Source organism: Bacillus sp. M6-12 (genome assembly GCF_002860285.1).
Lineage (GTDB): Bacteria > Bacillota > Bacilli > Bacillales > DSM-1321 > Peribacillus.
In genome coordinates this window covers 99,764-124,878 of sequence record NZ_PGVF01000011.1, presented here as the reverse complement: position 1 = coordinate 124,878, position 25,115 = coordinate 99,764, and the positions used below count along the sequence as shown (strand labels likewise).

The 25,115-nt window shown below is 40.7% G+C and carries 24 protein-coding genes; 8 read left to right on the top strand and 16 right to left on the bottom strand.

The annotated features are described in order from the left end of the window. Position 1: 1 nt before the first annotated feature. A complete protein-coding gene (locus tag CVD28_RS13895) occupies positions 2 to 271 on the top strand; it encodes a spore coat protein CotJB (RefSeq protein WP_101592970.1) in 270 nt (89 codons plus the stop codon). A 12-nt stretch (positions 272 to 283) separates the two neighbouring features. Further along, entirely contained in the window at positions 284 to 853 is a 570-nt protein-coding gene (gene cotJC / locus CVD28_RS13890) for a spore coat protein CotJC (RefSeq protein ID WP_101592969.1), read from the top strand. Positions 854 to 915: 62 nt separating this feature from the next. On the opposite strand, the gene CVD28_RS13885 is transcribed toward cotJC, so the two are convergent. Next, positions 916 to 1,788 (bottom strand): CvfB family protein, encoded by an 873-nt coding sequence (locus CVD28_RS13885; RefSeq protein WP_101592968.1) that lies wholly within the window; start codon positions 1,786 to 1,788, stop codon positions 916 to 918. Positions 1,789 to 1,988: 200 nt separating this feature from the next. Here CVD28_RS13885 and CVD28_RS13880 point away from each other — a divergent pair, with 200 nt between their 5' ends. Further along, positions 1,989 to 3,158 (top strand): alanyl-tRNA editing protein, encoded by a 1,170-nt coding sequence (locus tag CVD28_RS13880; protein WP_101592967.1) that lies wholly within the window; start codon positions 1,989 to 1,991, stop codon positions 3,156 to 3,158. A 161-nt stretch (positions 3,159 to 3,319) separates the two neighbouring features. Here CVD28_RS13880 and CVD28_RS28125 read toward each other — a convergent pair whose 3' ends face one another. The 4 genes from CVD28_RS28125 to CVD28_RS13865 all read right to left on the bottom strand — a co-directional run bounded on the left by CVD28_RS28125 (position 3,320) and on the right by CVD28_RS13865 (position 6,561). Next, entirely contained in the window at positions 3,320 to 3,469 is a 150-nt protein-coding gene (locus CVD28_RS28125) for a hypothetical protein (protein WP_180954164.1), read from the bottom strand. 336 nt (positions 3,470 to 3,805) lie between these two features. After that, the gene (locus tag CVD28_RS13875) at positions 3,806 to 4,099 is read right to left on the bottom strand and encodes a DUF5658 family protein (protein ID WP_101592966.1); all 294 of its coding nucleotides are present in this window, start codon (positions 4,097 to 4,099) and stop codon (positions 3,806 to 3,808) included. An 85-nt stretch (positions 4,100 to 4,184) separates the two neighbouring features. Continuing rightward, positions 4,185 to 4,607 carry a hypothetical protein gene (locus CVD28_RS13870; protein ID WP_101592965.1) on the bottom strand — a complete coding sequence of 141 codons (423 nt, stop codon included), beginning with the start codon at positions 4,605 to 4,607 and terminating at the stop codon, positions 4,185 to 4,187. Positions 4,608 to 4,638: 31 nt separating this feature from the next. Further along, on the bottom strand, positions 4,639 to 6,561 hold the full coding sequence (locus tag CVD28_RS13865; protein ID WP_101592964.1) for an endonuclease MutS2: 1,923 nt from the start codon (positions 6,559 to 6,561) through the stop codon (positions 4,639 to 4,641). A 674-nt stretch (positions 6,562 to 7,235) separates the two neighbouring features. Between CVD28_RS13865 and CVD28_RS13860 the strand changes: the two genes are divergently transcribed. Beyond that, entirely contained in the window at positions 7,236 to 8,417 is a 1,182-nt protein-coding gene (locus CVD28_RS13860; RefSeq protein ID WP_101592963.1) for an LL-diaminopimelate aminotransferase, read from the top strand. Positions 8,418 to 8,535: 118 nt separating this feature from the next. On the opposite strand, the gene CVD28_RS13855 is transcribed toward CVD28_RS13860, so the two are convergent. The 3 genes from CVD28_RS13855 to CVD28_RS13845 form a co-directional block, all read right to left on the bottom strand. Next, on the bottom strand, positions 8,536 to 8,727 hold the full coding sequence (locus CVD28_RS13855; RefSeq protein WP_101592962.1) for a hypothetical protein: 192 nt from the start codon (positions 8,725 to 8,727) through the stop codon (positions 8,536 to 8,538). Between the two features lie 157 nt (positions 8,728 to 8,884). Further along, positions 8,885 to 11,149 carry an RNA polymerase recycling motor HelD gene (gene helD / locus CVD28_RS13850; RefSeq protein WP_101592961.1) on the bottom strand — a complete coding sequence of 755 codons (2,265 nt, stop codon included), beginning with the start codon at positions 11,147 to 11,149 and terminating at the stop codon, positions 8,885 to 8,887. Between the two features lie 245 nt (positions 11,150 to 11,394). Further along, positions 11,395 to 11,895 (bottom strand): hypothetical protein, encoded by a 501-nt coding sequence (locus CVD28_RS13845; protein ID WP_101592960.1) that lies wholly within the window; start codon positions 11,893 to 11,895, stop codon positions 11,395 to 11,397. A gap of 364 nt (positions 11,896 to 12,259) precedes the next feature. On the opposite strand from CVD28_RS13845, the gene CVD28_RS13840 reads away from it, so the two are divergent. The 3 genes from CVD28_RS13840 to CVD28_RS13830 all read left to right on the top strand — a co-directional run bounded on the left by CVD28_RS13840 (position 12,260) and on the right by CVD28_RS13830 (position 15,541). Then, a complete protein-coding gene (locus CVD28_RS13840; RefSeq protein WP_101592959.1) occupies positions 12,260 to 13,879 on the top strand; it encodes an ABC-F family ATP-binding cassette domain-containing protein in 1,620 nt (539 codons plus the stop codon). A 168-nt stretch (positions 13,880 to 14,047) separates the two neighbouring features. Then, entirely contained in the window at positions 14,048 to 15,142 is a 1,095-nt protein-coding gene (locus CVD28_RS13835) for an AI-2E family transporter (protein ID WP_101592958.1), read from the top strand. 138 nt (positions 15,143 to 15,280) lie between these two features. Then, positions 15,281 to 15,541, top strand: a complete 261-nt coding sequence (locus CVD28_RS13830) for a hypothetical protein (RefSeq protein ID WP_101592957.1) — start codon at positions 15,281 to 15,283, stop codon at positions 15,539 to 15,541. 79 nt (positions 15,542 to 15,620) lie between these two features. On the opposite strand, the gene CVD28_RS13825 is transcribed toward CVD28_RS13830, so the two are convergent. From CVD28_RS13825 to glsA, 3 genes are all read right to left on the bottom strand, one after another. Next, positions 15,621 to 16,832 carry an MFS transporter gene (locus CVD28_RS13825; protein ID WP_101592956.1) on the bottom strand — a complete coding sequence of 404 codons (1,212 nt, stop codon included), beginning with the start codon at positions 16,830 to 16,832 and terminating at the stop codon, positions 15,621 to 15,623. 210 nt (positions 16,833 to 17,042) lie between these two features. Continuing rightward, positions 17,043 to 17,987: a DMT family transporter gene (locus tag CVD28_RS13820; protein WP_374702532.1), complete on the bottom strand. Its 945-nt coding sequence runs from the start codon at positions 17,985 to 17,987 to the stop codon at positions 17,043 to 17,045. A 386-nt stretch (positions 17,988 to 18,373) separates the two neighbouring features. After that, complete coding sequence (gene glsA / locus CVD28_RS13815) at positions 18,374 to 19,303, bottom strand: glutaminase A (RefSeq protein WP_101592955.1); 930 nt, start codon at positions 19,301 to 19,303, stop codon at positions 18,374 to 18,376. Between the two features lie 201 nt (positions 19,304 to 19,504). On the opposite strand from glsA, the gene CVD28_RS13810 reads away from it, so the two are divergent. Next, on the top strand, positions 19,505 to 20,662 hold the full coding sequence (locus tag CVD28_RS13810) for an MFS transporter (protein WP_374702531.1): 1,158 nt from the start codon (positions 19,505 to 19,507) through the stop codon (positions 20,660 to 20,662). Between the two features lie 69 nt (positions 20,663 to 20,731). Here CVD28_RS13810 and CVD28_RS13805 read toward each other — a convergent pair whose 3' ends face one another. From CVD28_RS13805 to CVD28_RS28120, 5 genes are all read right to left on the bottom strand, one after another. Next, on the bottom strand, positions 20,732 to 21,208 hold the full coding sequence (locus CVD28_RS13805) for a YusW family protein (protein ID WP_101592953.1): 477 nt from the start codon (positions 21,206 to 21,208) through the stop codon (positions 20,732 to 20,734). 589 nt (positions 21,209 to 21,797) lie between these two features. Then, positions 21,798 to 22,448 carry a PAQR family membrane homeostasis protein TrhA gene (gene trhA, locus CVD28_RS13800; RefSeq protein ID WP_101592952.1) on the bottom strand — a complete coding sequence of 217 codons (651 nt, stop codon included), beginning with the start codon at positions 22,446 to 22,448 and terminating at the stop codon, positions 21,798 to 21,800. A 115-nt stretch (positions 22,449 to 22,563) separates the two neighbouring features. After that, positions 22,564 to 23,091, bottom strand: a complete 528-nt coding sequence (locus CVD28_RS13795; RefSeq protein ID WP_101592951.1) for a cell wall hydrolase — start codon at positions 23,089 to 23,091, stop codon at positions 22,564 to 22,566. A gap of 502 nt (positions 23,092 to 23,593) precedes the next feature. Next, on the bottom strand, positions 23,594 to 24,820 hold the full coding sequence (locus CVD28_RS13790; RefSeq protein WP_101592950.1) for an MDR family MFS transporter: 1,227 nt from the start codon (positions 24,818 to 24,820) through the stop codon (positions 23,594 to 23,596). A gap of 130 nt (positions 24,821 to 24,950) precedes the next feature. Next, the gene (locus CVD28_RS28120) at positions 24,951 to 25,115 is read right to left on the bottom strand and encodes a hypothetical protein (protein WP_180954163.1); all 165 of its coding nucleotides are present in this window, start codon (positions 25,113 to 25,115) and stop codon (positions 24,951 to 24,953) included.

Here is a 25,115-nt window from a genome sequence, read left to right as displayed (position 1 = left end):
GGTGTCTAAGAAGCTTGATGATGATTATTATCAATTGCTCGGTCAGATACAGGCTGCCGACTTCGTGCTGGTGGAGTTAACCCTGTATCTTGATACACACCCAAGCGATGAACAGGCTTTAAACCAGTTCAACCAGTATGCGCAATACAGCCAGCAGCTAAAACGTCAGTTAGAATCATGCTATGGGCCTTTAATGCAATATGGAAACAGCACCGTACCCGTAGGACCGGGCTGGGAGTGGAATAGCATGCCATGGCCATGGCAGGTTTAAGGGGGGATCAATGTGTGGGTATATGAAAAGAAACTGCAATATCCTGTTAAAGTAAGCCAGTGTAATCCAACACTTGCAAAATACTTAATTGAACAATACGGCGGAGCGGATGGAGAGCTTGCAGCTGCCCTTCGCTATTTAAACCAGCGCTATACTATACCTGATAAGGTAATAGGCCTTTTAACTGATATCGGAACAGAGGAATTTGCTCATCTGGAAATGATTGCCACAATGATCTATAAGCTCACGAAGGATGCCACCCCTCAGCAGCTGAGGGATGCGGGATTGGGAGACCATTATGTAAACCATGATAGTGCCTTGTATTACCATAACGCTTCAGGTGTCCCTTTTACTGCCGCATACATTCAGGCCAAAGGCGATCCGATTGCCGATCTTTATGAAGATATAGCAGCCGAGGAAAAAGCGCGTGCGACATACCAATGGCTGATAGATATCTCTGATGATCCCGATATCAACGATTCACTCAGATTTTTAAGGGAGCGTGAAATCGTTCATTCCTTAAGGTTCCGAGAAGCGGTAGAAATCTTAAAAGAAGAGCGGGACCGCCAGAAGATTTTCTAAGAAACTCATTAATAAATTCAAAAAACCCTTGTACAGATAATTTCCGTACAAGGGCTTCTTCTTTATTGTTCATTTTTTTTATCAATGGTATAAGTCCAGCCATCTTCTTGATAGACTTTCCCATCCTTCATCAGTTTTCCAAGAGCTCGTTTAAATGCTCCTTTGCTCATGCGGAAATGGAACTGTATATCCTCAGGTGATGTTTTATCTCCATATGGCATCGCGCCATCTCTTCTGCGTAAATAAGTATATATTGCCTCAGAGTCCTCATCCATTTTCTCCTGTTTAAATGGAAGCAGCGAGATGTTCAGTGACCCATCTTCCTTTTGATCGATAACCCTGCCCTCTACCATTTCTCCGAGCCTTGGTTCAGTTTTGCGCTCGCTTTCGTGCAGGAAACAGCGGTAGCCTTGTTCCGAAAAAATAAAAGATCCTACTTGCAGCAAACGGTACACATTTCCTCTGATCGTTTTGTTCCACATACCCTTTGGGGCGGGAACCGCTTCCCGATGGATGGTGTCCTCCGTTGCAAGCTGGCCGAACAGCCTTTCCTGCTTGTCCAGTCTTAGTGTAATAAACAAGCTATCTCCTTCTGCAGGCCAAAGGCTCATGATGGCAGGCAGTTCATCAAGTGATACCAAAATATCTTTGACCAAGCCAATGTTAACAAACACGCCCAGATCCCGCTTAACATTTACAACCTCAGCCCAGCCATATTTACCGACCTGAACTTCAGGAATTCTCATGGTCGCAGCCAGGCGCCCTTGCTTATCGTAATAAATAAAGACCTTGACTTGGTCCCCTATTTTAATATCATCCACAACCTCGCTGCGATGGAGCAGCACATCTTCCTCGCCATCCGTCAGGTAAAATCCAAAATCCGTTTCCCGGTCCACTTCCAATGTTATTTTATACCCCGGTTGTATCCTATTCATATTTAAAGTTGTCCTCCTACGTGGTATCCCATTTTACATTCATTTTCCCAGTTTACCCAATTTATTGTTTTTCATCATCTTAGAATCTACCATTTTTTGCAGGCAGTGTATACACAAGTACCCAAAATCCTTATTTTATATTCCTGAAGACTTTAATGCTATAATTTTGATAAACAAATGCAGGAAGGAATAATGACTACATGCACGAAAAGTTATATTACACCCAACCGGATGTCTTTGAATGGCAAACGAAAATAATATCATATGAAAAAAAGGAAGATCACTATGATGTGATTCTGGAGGAAACCGCTTTTTATCCAGAAGGGGGCGGACAGCCTTCTGATACTGGCATGATTGCAGACATTACTGTTGAGGAGATTATTAAGCAGGATGATGTCGTTCATCATATTTTGTCTTCCCTTCCGTCCACTGAAAAGGTAAGCTGCCAAATCGACGGCCGCCGCAGGATTGACCATACACAGCAGCATACCGGCCAGCACCTGTTATCTGCTGTGTGCATTGAGCTTTTTGATGCACCGACGGTAAGCTTCCACCTTGGAATTGAAACGGTAACAATCGACATACAGATCGCAGAGCTAACCACTGATATGATAAAAGAGATTGAACAGCTGGCCAATGAATATATTTATCAGAATCGAAAAATCAAAACCTACTTTGTAACCGAAGCAGAACTTGACTCGCTTCCTCTCAGGAAACTGCCTAAGGTCAGGGACAACATCCGGATAGTTGAAATAGACGGAATTGATGTTTCAGCATGTGCCGGTACGCATGTCAGCCAAACAGCTGAAATTGGAGCCTTAAAAATAGTAAAGACAGAAAAACAGAAGAACAACACTCGGGTTTATTTTATTTGCGGCTTCAGGGCTCTTACCGATTACCAGGAAAGCCATAATACAGTTGCCGACTTGTCAGCCAAATTCAGCACGAACCGAACTGGTTTGGCTGCTCGTGTCGAAAAGCTTCTCCAGGACCAAAAAAAGCTGGAGAAGGAAAATGCCACCCTGAAAGAGGAGCTTTTAACATATCAAGCCGAAAAAATGCTTGCCCGCGCTGAAAATGGCTTATTAGTACATAGCTTTAATGATTTAACCTTTAAAGAGATCCAAATGCTATCGATACAAATGGTAAAAAAGGCAGACATTGTAGCCTTGTTTGCAGCTGAAACTGTGAACAAGGTTTTGCTCGCCCATAATGGCTTCTCGGAGGTCAATTCCGGTTTGCTTTTCAAAGAATATGTTGGACAATTCAACGGAAGAGGCGGCGGCAGCAACAAATCCGCTCAGGCGGGTTTTTCTTCAAAAGAAGATTGCAGGCGGTTTGTCGAGCTTATTTCAACAAAGTTAGTCTAATGACTGAGATATGTATTTCTCGGCTGAATATTGCCTTAAGGGGAAGATTAGTCTTCATATGCCCTTATAGCGGATATTGAAAAAAGCCCTTTCATCTAAGGGCTTTTCGCTTTATTTTCAAGAGTGGACTATGACTGGAATACCGAGTTATCTTTTCTTTTTTAATTAGTAATGACGAGACTTCCAGCATGCGCATCGCTTATGCTGATGCCGGCGGTTATCACGATCATCTCGATCGCCGTCCCGGTTATCGCGGTCGTCGTCATGCCGGTCATCGCTATGGTGGTTACTGTGGCTGCAATCATCGTCATGGCCGATTCTGCTAAATGGAAAAAGTTTATTTCCGTTTAAAAATTTAGGACTATTTTGTTTATGTCTCCTTTTTTTCATATCACATTTCTCCTCTCTAACTAATGTATGCAAGTTTATATATAAGAGATAGACTAGCACCTGTTAAATTGGCGGATTTTTGTGAAGTATGAAGGGTGATTAACAAAATGGAAGTATAACTTTTTCGACATATACTGAGGCCCAGCGCCTAGCATACTGCGGAAAAAATAAATGCACTCGAAAGGCAAAATGTGCCTTCCGGGTCTTTATCTGTTTCCTTTCTGGGCTATTCAGGGCGCTTTGCGCATTTCTATATATCATTTTAATAACCAGTACAATGTGATCCAGCCGACATGATACAAAGTAACTGCTCCGTATAAAATGAGCGCAAGTTTTAATAAAACGTTCACAAGCTTACTTTGAACGTCCCGAGTAAGAATCAGCAAAGCTGCAGGCAAGACTATTTTTATCAGATAAAAGAGCATCCAGCTCCTCTCCTGTAAAAATAGCATGAGCGGATTGGCTTCTTCTATTATATAAAGTTCTTCACCAAATCCTGTAAAAGCAGTGTCGGCAATACAAAGTAAAAATAGTGAGTATTCCTTTTTCATTAAACCCATCCAGGTAAGAGTATTGGGGCCATGTTTGAACTGTCCTCTCTCTCAATATGCCCTTTTGTCCAGCTATCTATCACAGTTATTGAGCCTCTACTTTAATATTCTCCAAGCCTGTTTTTTCAAGGATAGTATGATACTTCTCTTCCAATTCCACCAGCCTTGCAAAATATTCTTCCTCGCTGAAAGCTATTTCCCTGGCCTCTTTTTGAATATCCCGGGCAGCAAGGTAATAGGCCAGCTTATCCCAGAACACCATGTCTTCATAGGCATTTATTATCTTTTGCAGTTTATTTTCATAGTCAGGATTCAATTCAAAGCGGCCTGCTTCGTTCTCTGATAGCTCGCTCATTCCATAATCTCCGGCAAACGAAAGTAAGTATTGATTCAGTCTGTCATATGCATCATTATTCATTTCGGTTTCACTGGAACTTGCTACCCAGTTCCCGAAGGTTGTCAGTCTCAGCAAGGTTTCATACTGTTTTTTTGTAAACTGAATATTCATTTTAGCAGCCTCATTTCGGTATTTTTAAGACTTAATCCCCGTGCTCAACGATGGTGTCTTCATCATGTTTTTTGCTGATTGTTTTCAATTTTTTGCGGTTTTCTTTTGAAGCAAAAATAATATCAAAATCATAATCTTCCGGATACAATTCTTTGGAAGCAATATAGAGCTTAAGCCTCTTATAATTGAACTCTCGTTTTTCCCCTTTAATTTGGACTATATAATTCCCCTTCATATCCGGCCCTTTATACACAATTCCATATTCTTTTGTTGAAGGAATAAACACATTATCACCCATTTTAAAGGCAGCCGGTTTTTGGCTAACTCTTAGTTTCTCTTCTTTTTTTCTGCTGGCATATTTATTGGCAGCCAGCTGCTTCTCCATTTCCAGACTGACCAAGGATGAACTAATATATTCCCTCTCTTCTTTATATGTTATCTTATGGGCTTTTTCAATTAAAGCAGGATGCATGCCAAGCTTGAGCGCAATCGAGAACGCCTGGCTCTCCCCTCCCTTTCCGATAATCAGCCTATACGTGGGTTTAAGAGTCTCAAGATTAAATTCCATTGAACCATTGATAAACCCAGGCGTTTGATCGGCGAATTCCTTTATTTCACTATAATGGGTAGTTGCCATTAATGTTGCGCCTTTATTGTACAGTTCCTCCAAGATGGCGGTCGCCAGGCCCATACCTTCTCCCGGATCCGTCCCTGAACCAAGCTCATCAAGAAGGACAAGGCTCCGGTCATTCGTTTCGTTTAGTACAGCGATAATATTTTTAATATGGGAGCTAAACGTACTCAAATTCTGCTCTATACTTTGGCCATCTCCGATATCTAGTAATATGTTATGGAATATTGCTGCTCTGCTGCCCTTGGCAACCGGAATATGAAGTCCGGATTGCACCATGAGCGTAAGAAGACCGACCGTCTTGATTGCTACTGTTTTGCCGCCAGTATTCGGCCCCGTTATTAACAGGGCATGATAATCCTTCCCTAATTCAATAGTCAGCGGTACAGCTTCACTTCCTAGCAGCGGATGCCGGGCTTCTTTAAAATAAAAGTCATGCGACTCATTTACCGAGACAGATTCGGCATCGATGGAAATGCAATATTTTGCCTTTGCAAACAATACATCATAATGAATCATCGTCTCAACACCAAGCCGGAGTTCCCGCTCACTTGCCTCCACGATTCCAGTCAAATAGCTTAAAATATGCTCGATCTCCACCTCTTCCAAATACTTCAGCTCATTTACCTGTTCCTGTGCTGCAGCAATCTCCTCTGGCTCAATATAAACTGTAGATCCTGATGCCGATGTATCAAGCACTGTACCCCGCACCTTTGCCTTAAATTCCTTCTTTACGGGGATTACATACCTCCCGCCTCTGTTTGACACAATCGCTTCTTGCAGGCAGGACTTATATTTGTTCGATTTTACAAGGGAATTCACTTTCTCCTTTAGCCGCTCATCCTGGATCGAGAGCTGTTTACGGATACTTAACAGCTCCTTGCTGGCCTGATCGTCCACAGAGCCATTACGGATACAGCGATGTATCTCGTCTCCAATCTCCGGCAGATCCTCTATTGCGAGCACATAACCCGATACTCTCGTTGCTATAAACTCTTTATCCTTCATAAATCGCTTCAGCTTGACACAGCTGTCAAGGAAACCTGCAAGCCTTGTAAAATGGTCTGGGCGTAAAGGCACACCTTTATTCAGCATTGTAAGCAAATGTTCAATCCCCTCAAGACCTGATAAGGGAATACTCGCGCTTTTTTTTATTATCGCTTTAGCTTCCTCCAATTCTGACAGCCAGGACCTGATCATGGAAATATTGTGAACTGGTCCCAGCTTCATTAGTAACTCCTTCCCTGATTGTGTCATCGCAAAATTCGAAATTAGGTTCTTTATTTTATCAAATTGTAAAACTGTAAGTGTATGCTCGTTCAATGTTATTGCCTCCATATTATTAATAATAAAATTCTATTAATTTCGCCTATAGATTACCGCTCGGGCGGCGGTCCAGGAGCCTCCTCTCGCGTTTACGCCTGAAGGGTCTCTCTAAAGCCGCTTCTCCCGCAGAATTCTCGCGCCTTCCTCCAATCAACATGCTGCCAAAATCACAAAGTACTTTAACATAACCACTAATAAAAAAAACGCACGGAACAAAGTCCATGCGGCTGAAGTAAAAATTAAGTCAGTCTTCATTCCCTTTTTAGAACGAAAAAAAGCTGTGCATAAAAATACACAGCTTTCTGAAGGAATTTCTTCTATGCCATGATTTTGTTCTTAACTCATCACCGGGCACACTTAAATAAACGTGGCTCTGTACAATAAATATGCACAGTTACGTTTTTGTCCCCGATGACCGTATAAAGTTACGGATTAGTTAAGAACGGCACCTAACATAAAAAAAACTCCTTTATTAAAGGGTAAGGTAATGAAGACTTTAGAAATTCTAACTTTAATGTAATGGAAACATTCGGTAATTGTCAATACCTAACCTCAAATTTCCAGAGCCTTTTTTTCTGCGTTAATTCCCGGAAAATTTTATTTTATTTCGAGGAGATTGAGCGAATATGTCGAAATAAGTTTAATAAGCGATTATAGGAGGCACTTCATCTATGAAAATTACTAGATCAAAACGGATGGATTTATTCCCATCATCTATCTTTACGGAACTGGCAGAATATAAACGTAAAAAAATCCACGAAGGTTATCAGCTGATCGATTTAAGCATCGGCAGCCCCGACCTTGCTCCGCCGGATTTCTTAAGGGAGGAATTGTCACAGCAAACAGCCATAGGGACCAACTATGGCTATACATTGAACGGAACGGATCAATTCCATTCTGCTGTGGCTGACTATTATAAACGGAAATATAACGCCAGCCTGGATGCAGAATCGGAGGTATTGCTTTCGATGGGTTCTCAGGATGCGCTGGTTCATTTACCCATGGTATTTTGCGATCCTGGCGATATAATCCTGGTTCCGGATCCTGGCTATACCGCATATGCAACAGGGATATCACTAGCAGGGGCGACTCCTTATTTCATGCCTTTGAAAAGAGAAAATGCCTTTCTGCCTGACTTTTCTGTGATTCCTGAAGAGATTGCAGCAAGGGCAAAAATGATGATTCTGAATTTTCCCGGCAATCCGATTCCGGTTATGGCTGAACGTGAATTTTTCAAGAAGACTGTTGCGTTTGCGAAACGGTTTCAAATTTTTATCGTACATGATTTTGCTTACTCGGAATTATATTTCGACCATCACAAACCGGTTAGTTTCTTGTCAGTTGCGGGAAGTAAGGATGTGGCCATTGAACTAAATTCTTTTTCAAAAAGCTTTAATATGGCTGGCTGCCGGATTGGCTATGCTGCCGGCAATCAAAGCGCCATAGCCGCTTTGCAGAATTTTAAATCCAATCTCGATTATGGCGTGTTCCTTCCTTTTCAAAATGCTGCCATTGCAGCAATGAACTACGGTGATGAATTCAGTGAAGTGAATCGTAAAACTTATGAACAAAGAAGAAATATTCTAGTAGATGGGCTTCGTTCACTTGGGTGGAATGTGGATTCCCCGCAGGGAGGGATGTTTATCTGGGCCCGGATTCCTGAGGGCTTTACTTCCACAATGTTTGCTTATGAATTAATAGACAGGGCCCATGTTGTTGTCACTCCGGGCAACGCCTTTGGACCTTCCGGGGAAGGCTATGTCAGAATCGCGCTGGTGCAGGAAGAAGCAGTACTGTCAAAGGCCGTTGATAACATCCGGATCAGCGGAATTTTCAACCTGAAAACAGTTTAGTCAGAATATTAACTGGCCCGCAATTAAAAAAATCGCTTGAGTTCAGCGGCTGATCCAAGCGATTTTTTCATTTACAACCTAATGCGTTCCAAACCATACCGATTGCGCAGCACCATTTTTATTCACTCAATTCCGTAACGCAAAAGAATGCAGCTTTTTCTGTATCAACCACATAATAAGATCCCTGCTCTGAAAATTTATAGTATTTATTTTTCTGAATGCTGCTGATAACCTCAGCCGCGTCCGTTGCCTCCGTTTCATGCGAGACACTAGAATTTCCCTCAAATGTAAAAATGACTTTCACCTTCATTGCTTCTCCATCTCCTCCGCAGTTTTCTGGCAAACCAGGCATATGTATAAAAGCGGCTTGACCGTATCTTATTAAATTACCTTTAGTTACCCTTATTAAACATGAAAAATATCAAGAAGGAGAAGGGAATAGACCCGCCGCAATAGATACAGCAGGTTTAATACGTGTTGTCCAGGAGAAAATCACTTTTATTCTTTCCAAAAAAATAAAGCCTGTGCAATGGACGAGTCATAGTAACATAGAGCAGCTTTACATCCAGTTCGTTGGAATCGCTATAGGTTTCACTTAACGAAAGCGCCAGCACCGCATCAAATTCCAGTCCTTTTGAAAGGTAGGATGGCAGGATTACAACGGATTCCTTTGGAATCGAGGCGTGTTCCTTTAACAGGTAAACCTGTTCCCCTGCTTCTACTAGAGTTCGATGTGCAAGCTCGCAGTCTGCCATTGTTTTGCAAATAATGGCGAATGTCTTTAGCCCCTGACTCCTTAGTCTCCCAATAACTGCTGCTACTTCTTCAAGCCACAGATCATCAGTTATTTTGATGAATTCAGGCTTCTCCCCGTGCCTTACTACCGGTTCAACCTGCGGGAATTGATACGGAAGCAGTTTTAATAGTTTATTGGCTTCATTCATAATCTCTACCGTGGTACGATAGCTTTTTTGCAGTTCCTTATAGACGGATCTTGGGAATATCAGCTGCCTGATTTCATCCCACGATTCAATTCCCCGATACGAATGGATGCCCTGGGCCAAATCGCCGACAAGCGTAAACATATCCGTATCGTTTGCAGTTTTCAGGGCCTGAATTTGCAGGAAGCTGTAATCCTGGGCTTCATCAATAACAATATTCTTTGCCCGCCTTTCCTTGTCCACACCGAACAGCCTGCTAAATAGATAAAGCAGGGGGGCAAGATCTTCCAATTCGAACATTTTCTTTGTAAACATCTGCTTAGTGTAAGCAGTCAGCTTTTCTGCATCTTCCTTAGTCAGCCCTCCCTCTGAATAGGCTGCAAGTTTATTGGCATCGTCAAAAAGCTCTGAGTAATATTCCAGTATGCCTTTTCGTTCAAACTGCTTGAAATAATCATTTACTGAACTGCTTATGGCCTTCTTGATTTCTTTTAAACGCTCCTCTTTTTTGTCCATGCCTTTTGTAACATAGGCACGTCGCAATTCAGGGTTCACATCCTTAAACAGTGCCCTTTCTATTTTAGTGTCGTAATGATTGATTACTTTCTCAACCATCATTTTCTTTTTGGCTCTTACTTGGCTTTGGAGAATATTCTTCAGTTTTTCCACTCTTTTATATAATGGAAGATACCAATATTCCTCTAAAAACAGCTTGAAGAATTTGCGTGATGAATAAAGCCTGTATTTATCAACAAAAAAATCATTCTTAGGTTTAAATCTGAGGAAAATATCCATTAAGTAGTTATCCAGAATCTTTTTAAATAGCTCCGATCCCTTTATTCCTGAAATCCAAGCTGCTTCCTGGCTGGCAGAAGAATTTTTGCCCTCAACGATTGCCACAAGTTTGTTATCCTCTGTGAGTTTGAGCTTTTTACCTATCGCCATTTGGACATATTCCGGATATGTGAATTGTTTAACCCGGTCAACCTCCAGTTCCGGAAGTGCCTCTGATATGTAATCAATAAATAATCGGCTCGGAGCTAAAATCATTAGTTCCCGGGGGTCAAAAACCTCCCGGTAATGATAGAGAAAATAGGAGATCCTGTGCAGGGCGATCGTGGTTTTTCCGCTGCCAGCCGCTCCCTGGACAATGATAGGCTTGTTTAAATCAGCCCTGATAATCTGATTTTGTTCTTCCTGAATTGTGGAAATGATATCGGTTAATCTGCTGCTTGAACTTTTTGCGAGGGATTCCTGAAGCAATTCATCTGTTGTTGTCATATCTATATCTCTGATATCCTGCAGCGCTCCATCTTCAATCATCAGCTGGCGTTTAAGGGTAATATCACCTTTGAAGCTTTCTCCTTCGGCAGTATATTCAATCTCCCCCAGTCTTCCTTCATAGTACAAATTGGCAATTGGCGAACGCCAATCCACAATGATTTGTTCCTGGTTTTCCCGCTGATATAATGAAGTTTTGCCGAAATATAACACGTCCGGATTGATTGCACCCGGCCTTTCAAAATCAACTCTTGCGAAATATGGCTTCCCTTTTGCCCGCTCCAGACTTTCAAGTTCAGCCTTGGACATCTCAAAAAAGCTGGCATTCGTTAAGATTTCCGAATAACCGCCTGACTCCAGCCAATCTTCATTTCCGAAGGCCTCAAGCATGTTTTTCCTGAACTGATCCTTGCTTGATTGGGCTGTTTTAATAACTACATCCATATACCTCTTGGTGAAATCTAAACGGTGAAGCTCATTTAAAAATTGGGGATGCTGTTCCGCTGGCATAAGATTCTCCTCTCAAGTTCTGAAAAATTTTATGGAGAAATCAAACAAATTATAGCGTAACGGTGAAATGGAAGATTTTTATATTATCAGAAAAATCATGAGCATGCAATACCTGGAATTTTCATAAAAACAACAATCATTAGCACAGGCATTTTACCCCTCTTAGTTCCTGCAAAAAAAAGAATAATAAAGATCAAGTTACAAAAAACCCGTATAGCTATTGGCCAGCTATACGGGTACTCCTTCTATATTTCTTCCAAGTTCTCAATTTTCCATCCATCCTGGCTTTCGATAACCGTAATTTCGTATTGTGTTGCACCCGCAGACGCCTTTATTGAGCTAACTTCATAAATCAGCTCGCCTTTCTCCTCGCAGAAGCTATGCTCTTTTAGTATTGCCTTCTTGCCATCTGCTTCTTCAAAACGAAAAGTGCTTCCATTGGAAAAGTGAATCCCTGAGCTGCTGAATACCGCACTTTTGCTTACAAGCTTATTCATTTCACCAATATCACCCTTCTGCAAAGCAGTGAAGAAGCGTGAGATTTCATAGTTTGCTGATACATGATCTTGATTTTTCTTTAACTGATCAATCTCTTTCTGCATTTCTTTTATTTTTTCCTTTAAACGGAGATTTTCTGTTAATATAGCTTCTTCAAGCTCTGAACCGGGATTCACAACAGGAGAGGCGCTGCATGAGGTTAATAGCATTAAGCAAGCTAGAATAGCATAAAGCAAGATATATTTCATAACCTCATCACCTCTCCCTTTTTTAATAGATACTGCATTGAATTTCCTTATTTTACCCTACATACATTAAACGAATCAAAAGTCGAAAAGGTTTCACTTATTTCAAAAAATTTGTAAAAATTTCTATAGAGATAGAAAACTTAACAATTTCAGGTTATTTTTACTACACTACAGTATACGGTATAGGAATCCTGACTGATGATGTGAAAACCCTGAAAGCAGGTTTGGCGGTCTAGTTCTTATTTCTGGTCGCATGGCTTTTTCTTTACAATGTGATTTTCGCGCAATCCCGCTTAAAACATGGTTTTAACATGCTTTCCGTGCTATAATTTTAAAGATCTTGTTTTTTGGAGGAATGCATTTAATGATTACAGTTCAAAATGTTGGTTTGCGCTATGGTGACCGCAAGCTGTTTGAAGACGTTAATATAAAATTCACACCCGGCAATTGTTATGGACTTATCGGTGCAAATGGTGCCGGTAAATCGACGTTCCTGAAAATTCTTTCCGGTGAAATCGAAGCCCAAACGGGAGATGTCCATCTAGGACCTGGAGAGCGCCTTGCCGTGTTAAAGCAGAACCATTTCGAGTATGAGGACCATGAAGTTATGAAGGTTGTTATCATGGGCCACGAGAGATTATATCAGGTTATGCAGGAAAAAGACGCTATCTATATGAAGGCTGATTTTAGCGATGAAGATGGAATGCGTGCAGCTGAACTTGAAGGCGAATTTGCCGAATTGAATGGCTGGGAAGCAGAATCCGAGGCTGCCATCCTGTTAAAAGGACTGGGAATCGAGGAAGGTCTTCACACGAAAAAGATGGCTGACCTGACCGGTGGCGAAAAAGTGAAGGTTCTTCTTGCACAGGCACTGTTCGGAAAGCCTGATGTACTGCTTCTTGATGAGCCGACGAACCACTTGGACATTAAAGCGATCCAATGGCTGGAAGAATTCCTGATCAACTTTGAAAATACAGTCATTGTTGTTTCGCATGACCGTCACTTCTTAAATAAAGTTTGTACCCATATCGCCGACCTTGATTTCAGCAAAATTAAAATCTATGTCGGAAACTATGACTTCTGGTATGAATCAAGCCAGCTTGCTATGAAGCTAGGCCAGGAATCCAATAAGAAAAAAGAAGAAAAAATTAAAGAACTTCAGGCATTTATCGCCAGATTCAGTGCAAACGCGTCTAAATCTAAGCAGGCAACGTCCCGTAAGAAGCTTCTTGATAAAATTTCACTGGATGATATCCAGCCTTCTTCACGTAAATACCCTTACGTAAACTTTACTCCTGAACGCGAAATCGGAAATGATTTGCTGAGGGTTGAGGGAATTTCAAAAACAATTGATGGTGAAAAGATTCTTGATAATGTGAGTTTTATCATGAACAAAGGTGACAAAATTGCCCTTGTAGGAAAAAATGAAATTGCCCGGACAACTCTATTTAAAATCCTTGCTGGTGAAATGGAGCCAGACAGCGGATCATTTAAATGGGGAATTACAACTTCACAGGCATATTTTCCAAATGATAACTCTGAGTACTTTAATGGGAATGAACAGACTCTTGTTGACTGGCTGCGCCAATTCTCTCCAAATGACCAAAGCGAAAGCTTCCTGAGGGGCTTCCTCGGCAGAATGCTATTCTCCGGCGAAGAAGTATTGAAGAAGCCTAGCGTTTTATCTGGAGGAGAAAAAGTCCGCTGCATGCTTTCCAAAATGATGCTTAGCGGCTCAAATGTTCTGCTGCTTGATGAGCCTACAAACCATCTTGATTTGGAATCCATTACAGCCTTGAACAATGGACTTATGAACTTTAAAGGTTCCATGGTTTTCTCTTCACATGACCACCAATTCGTTCAAACAATTGCAAACAGAATTATTGAAATAACTCCTAAGGGTACCGTTGACAAGCAAATGACATATGACGAGTACCTGGAAAACAAAGAACTGCAATCCCAGGTTGCGGAAATGTATGCTTAATATCACTTTTTAAGCCTTGTCTTTTTGACAAGGTTTTTTCTTTTTTTGGTTCTAAATAATTTCTGACTTCCCGGTTTTTAACCCTTATTGTGATAGATTGGATTATATTTCCTTACCAGTATAGTGTATTATAGAGATAAATGAATTTTATGTGTTGGAGTTGAAAGAATGCCTCAGTCAAAATGGTTTAGGTTTGGTTATGCTATTGCTTTAATTCTGCTGATTATTTTTTTAGGGTCGCTTGTCGACTTCATTTTTACGCCAATTGCCGTAATGGTCACGACTTTATTTGCGCCGATCGTACTGGCGGGTGTTTTATATTATTTAATCCGGCCGCTAGTTAATTTTTTATCAAAATACATACCTCGTTCACTTTCGATTCTGATGATTTATCTCGTGATTATCGGGCTGGCCATTGCCTTGGTGTTTGTTATTGGGCCTCCGCTGCAAAAGCAGGTCAGTTCTTTGGTTGAAAATACACCCGGGTATGTCAGCAAGGTACGTGATTTGGCTGTCGATCTTAGCGAAAATGAATATGTTGACCGATTCCAGGAAAACGATAATTTTTCAATTGCAGATTTGACAGAGCGGCTGACAAATACTGTGAATAAATTCCTCAAAACTGTCGGCAATAATTTATTAAGCTTTATCTCAACACTTACAGGTATACTCGTTCTTCTTGTGCTGATTCCATTTATTTTGTTTTATATGCTTAAGGATGGCGAAAAGCTTCCGGATCGGATCCTGAATTTTGTTCCGGCTGCTCATCGTGAAGAAGGCAGAAAAGTACTGGGTGACATGGACAAAGCCTTAAGCTCTTATATCCAGGGCCAGATCTTAGTCAGCCTTCTTGTTGGTATCCTGATTTATATTGGATATTTAATAATCGGGCTCGACTACTCGCTGGTGCTTGCGTTCATTTCATTGCTTACCAATGTCATTCCGTTTGTGGGCCCCTTTATCGGACTTATTCCGGCACTGGTAGTAGGTTTTCTTGATTCACCGATGACCGGTGTATGGGTAATCGTCGTCGTCCTGATTGTCCAGCAGCTTGAAGGCAACCTGATTTCACCTCAAATAATGGGCAGACAGCTGGATGTCCACCCATTAACCATTATTCTTTTATTGATGGTCGCCGGAAGCCTTGCCGGCCTATTGGGATTGCTGCTCGCAGTGCCAACATACGCTGTATCAAAAGTAATTGTCCTGAATACTTGGCGTTTCATTAAGCTGCGGCGGGCGGATGATGACTTAAAGGCTTAAAAGCATAGCTATATCATTAAATACAATTAAGAAAAAGACAGTCAAAAACAAATTCCTTGTTGACTGTCTTTTTCTTTTTAAAACAGCTTATAAAGAAGCTGAACAAAACCTAAACTGACTTTATGGGAGGTAATGAAAATGGAAATGCCTGAAGTCGAAGCGGTTTTCGATGAAGCCGCAGCTGATTTTATATTTAAGAGGTTCCGTTACCAATTGTATGTGTCGGGTTTGTTTGATCAGCTTGATGATAAAGAGCTTCTTTTTACCTTTTTAGAGGCCTACTCTTTTGAAGAGAATGATGAATTGATTTTTGATGAATTTCGATATTTCTTTAAAACTTTTAAGTATTTTTACAGTAAAAATCAGCTTGCTGACGATTCTTGGCATTCATACTTTTAATCTGACAGCGACTGCACAAAATCACCCCTAAATGCTTTTGGCAGATAGAGGTGATTTTGTTAACACTATGAAAAATTTCCTAAACGATTTCTTTTGCCGCGTTCTCTTCCAGTACACCTTTTCTTATAGGAACCAAGGTGCCGGCAAAAGCAATGGCAGCGCAGGCGGCCAGCATAATTGGCATTCCTTTTGTGACAGCACCGGCAAGTGTAAGAAAAATCACTAAATCAAATACCGAATCCAGGATTGATAAAAGTGAAATTGTCGTTGCCCGTACTTCAGATGGAATCCAGTCATTGCTCAATTGAGAATAAATTGGATACCTTATCGCGTTAACTGTTTTCAGCAGGAAGAACGCTCCGATAATGACAAAAGTATTATGACCGGCCATTACTGAAAGCAAGAGCCCGATAACCGCCATTATTCCGGTTATATGCATAAGACTTACACTTGAAAACTTAGCTGTCAGCCAGCCAAGATGTCTTGTCGCAAAGAAACCAGCAATGCCAGCTAATGCATATAGCACACCGATCCATTCTACAGGAACAGCCGCCTCCTTTAAAATAAGCTGATCAAACTTGTTAAAAACAGCTCCAGCAGGAATGAATACCAATGTTAAATTGATAAACATGTAAAGCAGCTGAGGTGTCTTCCTAATTACCTTGAACCCTTTCTTTACATATAAGAAAGGATTCTCTCTATAGGAAGTAGCTTTCTGCGGATTCTTCACAAAGAAAATCATTCCGAACTCTACCAGCTGAAAAAACATCCCTAACCCAATTAACAAATTAAACTGTTCTTGCTTCAGATCCTTTGCCAAAAAAGCACCGATAATTACAGCTGCTGTCATTGTAAAAAAATTGGCAGAGGTAATCTTCCCCATCGCGCGATCCATTAAATGCTGTTCCTCTGACTCCTTCAAGGAATCATATAGTAGAGCCTCATCAGCACCTGAAAAAAACGTAACAGAGCAGCCATTAATAAAGCTGCATAGCATAAACAGCCAAGGTTCGTCTGCAAACAATAACAGTCCGACACTGATAAACTTGAAGAAAGAGCCAGTAAGAAATGACGCTTTCGCCCCATACTTATCGGCAAATATCCCCGTCGGCACCTCCGCTAACAGAACTGCACCGCTCCAGAACATCATAATCCAGAGAATATGAGATTCGGTAAGCCCTTTTTCAATATAAAATAATGTCATAACCGGCTGAATGAAAGAGATAGATCCGAACAAATTAATCCAAAATAAAACAGTAATATTATGCGAAGCTAAAGTATTTGATTTCATTTTTACTCTCCTGATTTCATGATAGTAGATAATGTGTCATGAAGAGCAGGAGTGCAGCTATTTAAAGAATTCCCTAAAAGGTTGCAGCTCCTCCTCTTTGGTGTGGGAATCCTTGGACTGTATTACGCATATGTATTTCCTCCTTTATTTAAACTATCCTTATTTTACAACATATAAGAATAATTGCCTATATTATTTAATGAAGCCTAATCAAGTGGCAATATCCGCTTCTTTTTTTACCGCATCTGCAGCAGATTTTTTAGGTTTTAGGGTCAATAAAAATACCATGGCTATAATGCAAAGCGTACCGGCAGCCTGCCAGATACCGAATGGGACGCCCAGCCACAAAACAGAGGCAAGTACTGCCGAAAGCGGCTCTGTACAAGATAGCAGGCTAGTAATTTTGGAATTAACAAACCTAAGGCTATCGATAAACAGATAAAATGGGATAACGGTTCCAAATAAAATTACAAATATAATCAATAAATATTCCTTGATTCCCCAGCTGCTGATGGTTACTGAAAAAGGTGATTGAAGGAAAGAAATCGCAACGCCTCCAATCAGCATCCCCCAGCCAACTACAATTATGGAGTCAAACTGTTTAACAAGCTTTTCAGAATATAATGTATAAAAGGCAAGGGAGAATGCTGATATGATCCCCCATGTCACTGCCATGCCCGAAACTGTCAGATTTTCCGCAGATCCATTAGTAAGCAGAAGGAAGGTCCCCAGTAAAGTTAGGAACACCGCGAATATTTCAAACAAAGATGGTATCTTCCTAAGAAATATCAAAAAATAAGCCAAAATAAAAATGGGAGCAATATATTGTAATAATGTAGCAACAGCTGCATTTCCTTCATCGATCGCTGCAAAATAAGTATATTGAACGCCCAGCATACCAATTACTCCAAAAATAGCAAATTGAAAAATAGAATATTTGTTTTTCAAGACATCAAACACCATCTGCCGCTTCTTTCCGAGCAGTGCCATCACTAAAAAGATTATCCCTGAAACAATCAGCCTAACTGTAACCAGCCAATCTATTTCCACCCCAGCATCCTGAAACAAGTTTTGCGCTGCTGTTCCTGATAAGCCCCAAAGTGCAGCTGCCGTAATTACCATTAAATATCCTTTTATATTGTGCAAAGTTTTCACCTGATTCCTTTAAGCAATAAACATATTATACATAATAACATTAAAAAATTCAGAAAAGGGGGAAAATTCTATCCTTTAACAAAACCGATAATGTTCAAAACCAAATACGCCAAAACCAAGATGCGTAGGGGAACTTGATTAAACGGTCTCTATGAGGTGTTTAGCCTTCTATTTTCACAAAATGCACCTTGTTTAACTTTCCCTCCATAACTTTAAAACAGCCTTTTATGGAATTATTCAGATTATCCTGGAATTGCAGCTAATTTTCACAGAATAAATTTATTTTCCACAAAAATTATTTCATTTTTCTCGGGATGTCTGTTTTATTTAATTTCTCAGAGTCAAAGACCCTGCCAATAAATAAGCAGGGTCCTCTAATTGCTTTTTTAAAAGATACTTAATGAATATCTTGTGGAGAGCAATTCCAATAGCTTCAAGCCGGCGATGCTGTTTCCTTTTTCATTGAGTGAAGGGCCTGAAATCCCGATGCCATACTTCCCAGGAACAGCACCAAGAATCCCGCCAGACACACCACTTTTTGCTGGAATTCCGATCTTTATTGCAAATTCGCCTGCTTCGTTGTACATTCCGCACGTCACCATGAAGGTTTTGCAAATTCGCGCAATTTCCTTCGGGATAATCTGATCACCAGTCTCTGGATCCCTTCCGTTTAGCGCGAACACTAGTCCAACTCTAGCCAGGTCAAAGCAGGTCATTTCAATAGCACATTGTTTCGTATATAATTCCATAAGCTCTTCTACGTTTTCATCGATAATTTTGTGCTGTTTCAGGAAATAGCATAAAGACCGGTTTAGATGGGACGTTTCCATTTCAGACTCTGCTACCTCTTCTGAATAATGGACATTTGAATTACCTGAAATCTTCCTTGAAAAATTCAGCAGACGGCTAAACCGGTCCTCAACATCATTTCCTTTGATTAAGTGAGTAACCGCAAGAGCACCCGCATTAATCATCGGATTCAGCGGTTTGACCTCGCTCATTGCCTCAAGCTTTGCAATTGAATTAAAAGGATCACCAGTCGGTTCCATGCCGACTTTTCTAAATACCGCATCTTCGCCATGGTCTATTAAAACAAGTGCCAGGCTAATAATCTTTGATATACTTTGCAATGTTATTTTTTCATGTACATCCCCAGCTGAAATACATCTTCCATCCGGATACTGGATAGCAGCAGATAATTCATCACGGTTATTTTTTGCAAGGGCCGGAATATAATCAGCTACTTTCCCTTGCTTGGCATAATCCCTTGCCTCATCCACAAGCTGCTGCAATTCTTTGTTTGATTCACATAGCATTTTCATCACCTGTGCTAGTTTGTGCAGAATCAGCCTGAATTATGTTATAACTTAAACTCTTCCGTTCTTACTTTTTAAGAACTAATATCTTATCCCCCTGCCATCGATCCAATTATTATTCTATAGTATAAAAAATAGCCGTTCCTTCTGCGTTTTTCTACCTATAAGTGGTAAGATATCCAGTATAAACACAATCGGCAGGTGTTATATATGATTTACTCCTTGTTATTTATCTTATTTGCGGCTTTTATGGACACTTTTTCACAGCTTCCCATTATGTCGCCATTTGCGCAAGATCTGGGAGCAGGATCTCTTATGACCGGGCTTATTGTAGGGACATATTCTTTTACAAATATGGGCGGGAATGTTATTTCCGGCATCCTGATCGATAGAATAGGCCCAAGGAAGGTTTTATTTTATGGGTTTTGTGCAACCGGTCTGATTTTGTTATTGTATTTGCTGGCTGATAATCCTCTGCAGCTATTATCGGTCCGTTTGATTCATGGTGCGGCCGGCGGCTTTTTGGTTCCTGCTGCTTTTACGTATTTGGGAAATGCAGCCGAAGAAAAGAAGGGAAAAGGAGAATCAATGGCAAGGTCGGGTGCGGCGATTGGTTTGGCAGCTATTATTGGCCCGGCATTTGGGGGCATCGTTTCGGCAAAACTGGGAATTAACTATGTTTTTGCTATCTTATCCCTTCTGCTTATACTGACAGGAGTTTTAACAAGAATCCTACTGCCGGAAAATCATAGTTCTATTAATGAAAAACAGGACGAGTACAACGGACTTGAACAAATAAAGCAGTTGTTTGCCAATAAGAATCTTAATCAGGCATTTATCGCATCCTTTTCACTTCTGTTTGCTATGGGTACGCTCGCTTACCTGCTTCCCTTAAGGATCGCCCAGCTTCATTATCCGCAAAGCCTCGCTGGCATTTTATTAAGTTTATTTGGATGCGTAGCAATTGTATTATTTATTTTCCCGTTTCACCGGCTGTTTAGGAAATTCTCGAATAGCAGCACAATGACACTTGGAATGATGATCGTAGGGATATCCCTATGCCTGTTGAGCCAGCTTGAATCATTAGTAAATATGGCTGGAACAATGGCGTTTTATGGCGTTGGGTTTGCCCTTCTATTCCCTACCATGAGTGCGGCTGTCATGGACTATACCAGTAAAGAGAATCGCGGGAAGGCTTTTGGTATCCTTTATGCTTTTTTCTCTCTTGGAGTAGTAGCAGGCTCGACCATACTGGGTGCGCTGGACACCACTATTCCAAATGGCTTCTTAACTGGGGGCATGGTCATCTTTTTGTTAACAGCCATCATCATGATCATTTCTTACCAGTTAAAAAAATGAATAATAAAAAGCTCCGGCTAGGAGCTCTTAAAAAGATATGGCGGGTTGTGAAAATAGCAGCCTGCCCTATTATTTGCCTTTAGCTTGATATTCCTTTGTTTTGTTATCACTGTATTGAATTTCGAGTTCTATATCTTTATAATTCTCATTCAGCCCGAATGCTTTTACCACTTCCGAAATTACTTCTTTTTCCGGGGTTTCTGATGAAATGTTCAGCTTACTCAAAGTGGTGTTCAGCTTTCGCATTGCTTCGTCGCCCTCTAGCTTCTTGTTCTCAAGACCGTCATCAATGCTTGCCTCCGTCTTACTATCTAATGTTTCAAATTCGACTTCATAGCTCCCCTTTTCATATTCAGCATCAAGATTGAAAATTTTGTAAGTAAAGCCCGCTTTCTTTTCTTGTGCTTCTTTTTCTCCGGCTGTGTTTTCAGTGCTTTCACTCTGACCCACTGGGGGTGCCGAATTCACTTCTTCTTTATCATTACAGCCAGCTAATAACATCATTGCAGAAAATGGAATGATACCGATTGCAGTTATTTTTTTCAATTAATTCCCCTCCCTCAGATGTCCTATCTTCTATATTTCCAAAATGAGCATATTTAAACTTTCTCAGTCCCTATTTCGTTTACAGCAAAGGATCTTTTGTACGAATTTCCATCTCAACACTGTTACTTCATCAAGCAGAAAAAAAAACCTGTTCAAAATGAACAGGTAATGATTAAGGTGACGAAGATGCTATTTTTTAAAAAAATCCTATCCAGCGAGATCAATCAGAGATGCTTACTTTCGCTGCCATAAACATGAAGAAGAAGGCAAAATGGACATGACAAGGCCCAGAAATGGCCTAATAAATAAGGCTAAGAGGGGTCCTCACACTCAAAATAAGCAAATAGAAATAATCGCTAAAACGGGTTCGGAATAAGACCATTCCGAACCCGTTTGTCGACAATCTGAACCGTTCAAAATGAACAGGTTTTGATATGTTTATTTTACTTTTCGAGGCTAACTTCATTATTTACTGTCTAAACTGGAACATTAACTGTCCAAAATAATTGAATTAATTTCCTAACCAAAACATTTACTCTCCAAAACCAAAATCATAGAACTTACGGTAAATCAATCAATTCAATTCGTACTAAACCTGGATCGGCAGTACATAAAACAGAATGGCAAAGAAATGGGCAACCGAGCCGCCGATGACGAATAAATGCCAAACGGCATGATGGAATGGAAACCCGCGCCATACATAAAACACAGCCCCTCCTGTGTAAAGCACTCCGCCAATGACAAGCAATGACATTCCTGCTGCCGGAAGTGTGGCGGTAAGCGGCTGCCATGCTATTACAATCAGCCAGCCCATCGCTATGTATAGGATTGTAGAAATGTAAAGAAACCTTTTTACAAAAAATGCTTTAAAGGCAACTCCTGCTAATGCTATTCCCCAGACAATCCCAAGCAAGGTCCATCCGAGCGCGCCATTGATGACGATTAATGTAAATGGGGTATAGGTGCCCGCTATAAAAATATATATAGCCGCATGATCAAAAATCTCGAAAATATCCTTTGCCCTTCCCGGCGGAAAGCTATGTACCAGGGTAGAAGCAGCATAAAGCAGAAGCATCGAAACCCCATAAATAACAAAGGTTGTAATATGCCATGCAGTTCCGTCCTTAGAAGAAAAAATAATTAGATTAACAAGAGCGGTTATACTAAGCAGCACACCAATGCCATGGGTAATCGCATTTACCAGTTCTTCCTTTTTTGTATATATGTGAGTATCAGCCACTCGATTCGCTCCCTTTGCATTTGAATAGTTTCATTATACTCATTCGCCCAAAAAAAGAAACAAATTTTAGGTCCAAAAGAAAAAACCCTGTATGAGGACAGGGCTTTCCGTTCGTCTATATTGCAAAATGATGGTCACCTATTATTTCAGTTACTTTCCGTGTCCTAATCCATCGATCATCAGTCAGGTCTGGATTAAAAAAATACAAAGCATCACTATTCGGATCCTCTAATGCTTCATCCACTGCGCGTTTTGATTCTTCATCTGCAGGCTTTCGAATACTGCCGTTGCTTACGGGTGAAAACTGGTTTTTCTCATATACTACATCTGAAACAGAATCAGGAAACTGTTTAGCCTCCATTCGGTTCAGTACAACTGATGCCACAGCTACTTTCCCTTCAAATGGTTCTCCCTTTGCCTCGGCGTGAACTAGACGTGAAAGCAAATCCTTTTCAGATGCAGTAATATGCATCGTTTCTGTTTTGGCCCTCTTGGCTGGTATCTTTTCTTTATGTGTAAGACCGCTGCTCTTCTTATCGTTGTAGCCAGCAGTTTCTTGTAAGTGGCTGGAGCTTTGCGAGGTGAAGGCCATCGATAGCAGCACAAGCGTGAACATAAACACGCTTAATAATGTGTTTCTCATGGTATTACCCCCTTTTTTTCCGCTAACACTTAGGATAACAGAACCCCAATGTAAAAACAGTCCTCAATAATTGGCTGCTTGGTAAAGATTTAGGCAGATTGCAAAACTTTTGATAGACATGCAATATTTCCCGTGTCTTTTTGATTTATTACGCTTATTCTTTTGTGCTAGGCAGTTTTCCGATCTGAGGGCAAGAAATATATTCTGGCGAGGTTTATGTTTAAATAGTCTCAGAGCATTTTTTCCATTTGGAGCTGCAAACGCATGCCGATTGTCCGATATGCCTGTTTTTCGAGTGAAGCTTACCTATCATTGGACTAAGGATAAATTCTGGCGGGGTTTATGATTAATAGCATCTGCTATTCCATAGGTCGACCTATAAATATTTTTTTATAACCTCCGAAAATGGCTCTGGCTAAACCAATTATCAGCTGCCCTTATCCTTAATGCTAAACAAGAAAAAACCCTGCCATCAAGGATGACGGGGTTTAAGTATTGTTGCTTAGGCACCATGGCTGATTTCAACCATCCTGCTTTTTCGTTTTTTCAGCGCAATATGTACAATGATAAAGGCCGGTACACCAAGGATAGAAACAGCGCACAGGCTGCCGAAGAGAATTAGCGGTTCACCAGTACCATACTGTTCAATTACAATACCTCCGATCCAAGGACCGATCACGTTTCCAAGACCGTTGAAGCCCATTGCTCCAAAATAGGTTCCTTTATAGTCCGGATTTGCGATTTCATCAATAAATAAATCAGTCATGGCAAACATTAATACTTCACCAATCGTAAATATGATAATGATCAATGCCAGTGAAACCGCACCTTTTGCAATACCAAAGCCGAGCAAGCTAAGACTGATAATCAAATTGCCCGCCAAAATGGACATCAGCGGCGAGAATTTTTTTCCGAATTGCACGAGCGGAAACTGCAAGACAATAACCGTAACTGCATTTAAAGCCAGCAGGTATGAAAATAACGAAACTCCGTCTTCAAATTGGCTGGAGGAAGAGAAAAATTGCGGAAGCGTAGAATTGAATTGTGAATAACCGGCAATTGACAGAATCATTGCTAATAAGGTAAGGGCAAATACTCCATCCTTTCTTATTATTCCGAAGGCTTCCCCCATCTTAGGGCGAGCCTGTGAAACAATCGGCCGCTTATAGCTCTTTAAGCTGATGAGAAGAGAAAGGCCGTATAATACATAGATTATCCCGGCGATAAAAAAGGTAAAGGTTGAATTTGCTGAACCAAGCTTCAAGCCAATAATCGGTCCAAATGTAACACCTGCATTTATCGCTGTATAACGCAGATTAAAAATTAGCAGGCGGTTTTTTGGTTCCGTGATATCAGATAAAAGTGCTCTGGATGCTGGCTCAAAAAGCGATTTGCACAATCCGTTCATTGAATTCACAATAAAAAAGGCCGTCACGGACTCCGCCATGCCATATCCTATGAAAACGCCTCCCCAAAGAAAGACTGACAAAATAAGGATCGCTTTTCGGCCGTATTTATCGGATAAATAGCCGCCAAAAAAACTGGAGAAAACACCAACTAACGAGCTTACTGCCACGATGGCCCCTGTCATAGCGGGTGATACATGCTTTACCTGGGTTAAATAAATCGCCAGGAACGGGATGCTCATGGAAGTTGCCATCCGGCCAAACATTGTACCGATAATAATATTCCAGGCAATAGGACTTATTTTTTTAAGATTATCTTTCATAGTTTCACACTATTCTAAATGAAATTTCATACATAACTGCTGGCCAGACTTCGAATTATGTGCAAAAAATGTATGATTACTCCATTATAAAAAGATAAACCAAAATAATCCAGCACAAAAAACGTTACTATCATTTTAAATTATTGGCAACAAGAAATGGAAGAACAACAAGGGCAGCTGCCAATACCATAACTGCCACCGAACCCCGTTTATTCTTCTCCTTCCGTAAAGATACTGCAAAACCGATTGTGTATAGAATAACAAAGAGTACAATTAACATAATAAAAAAATTCAT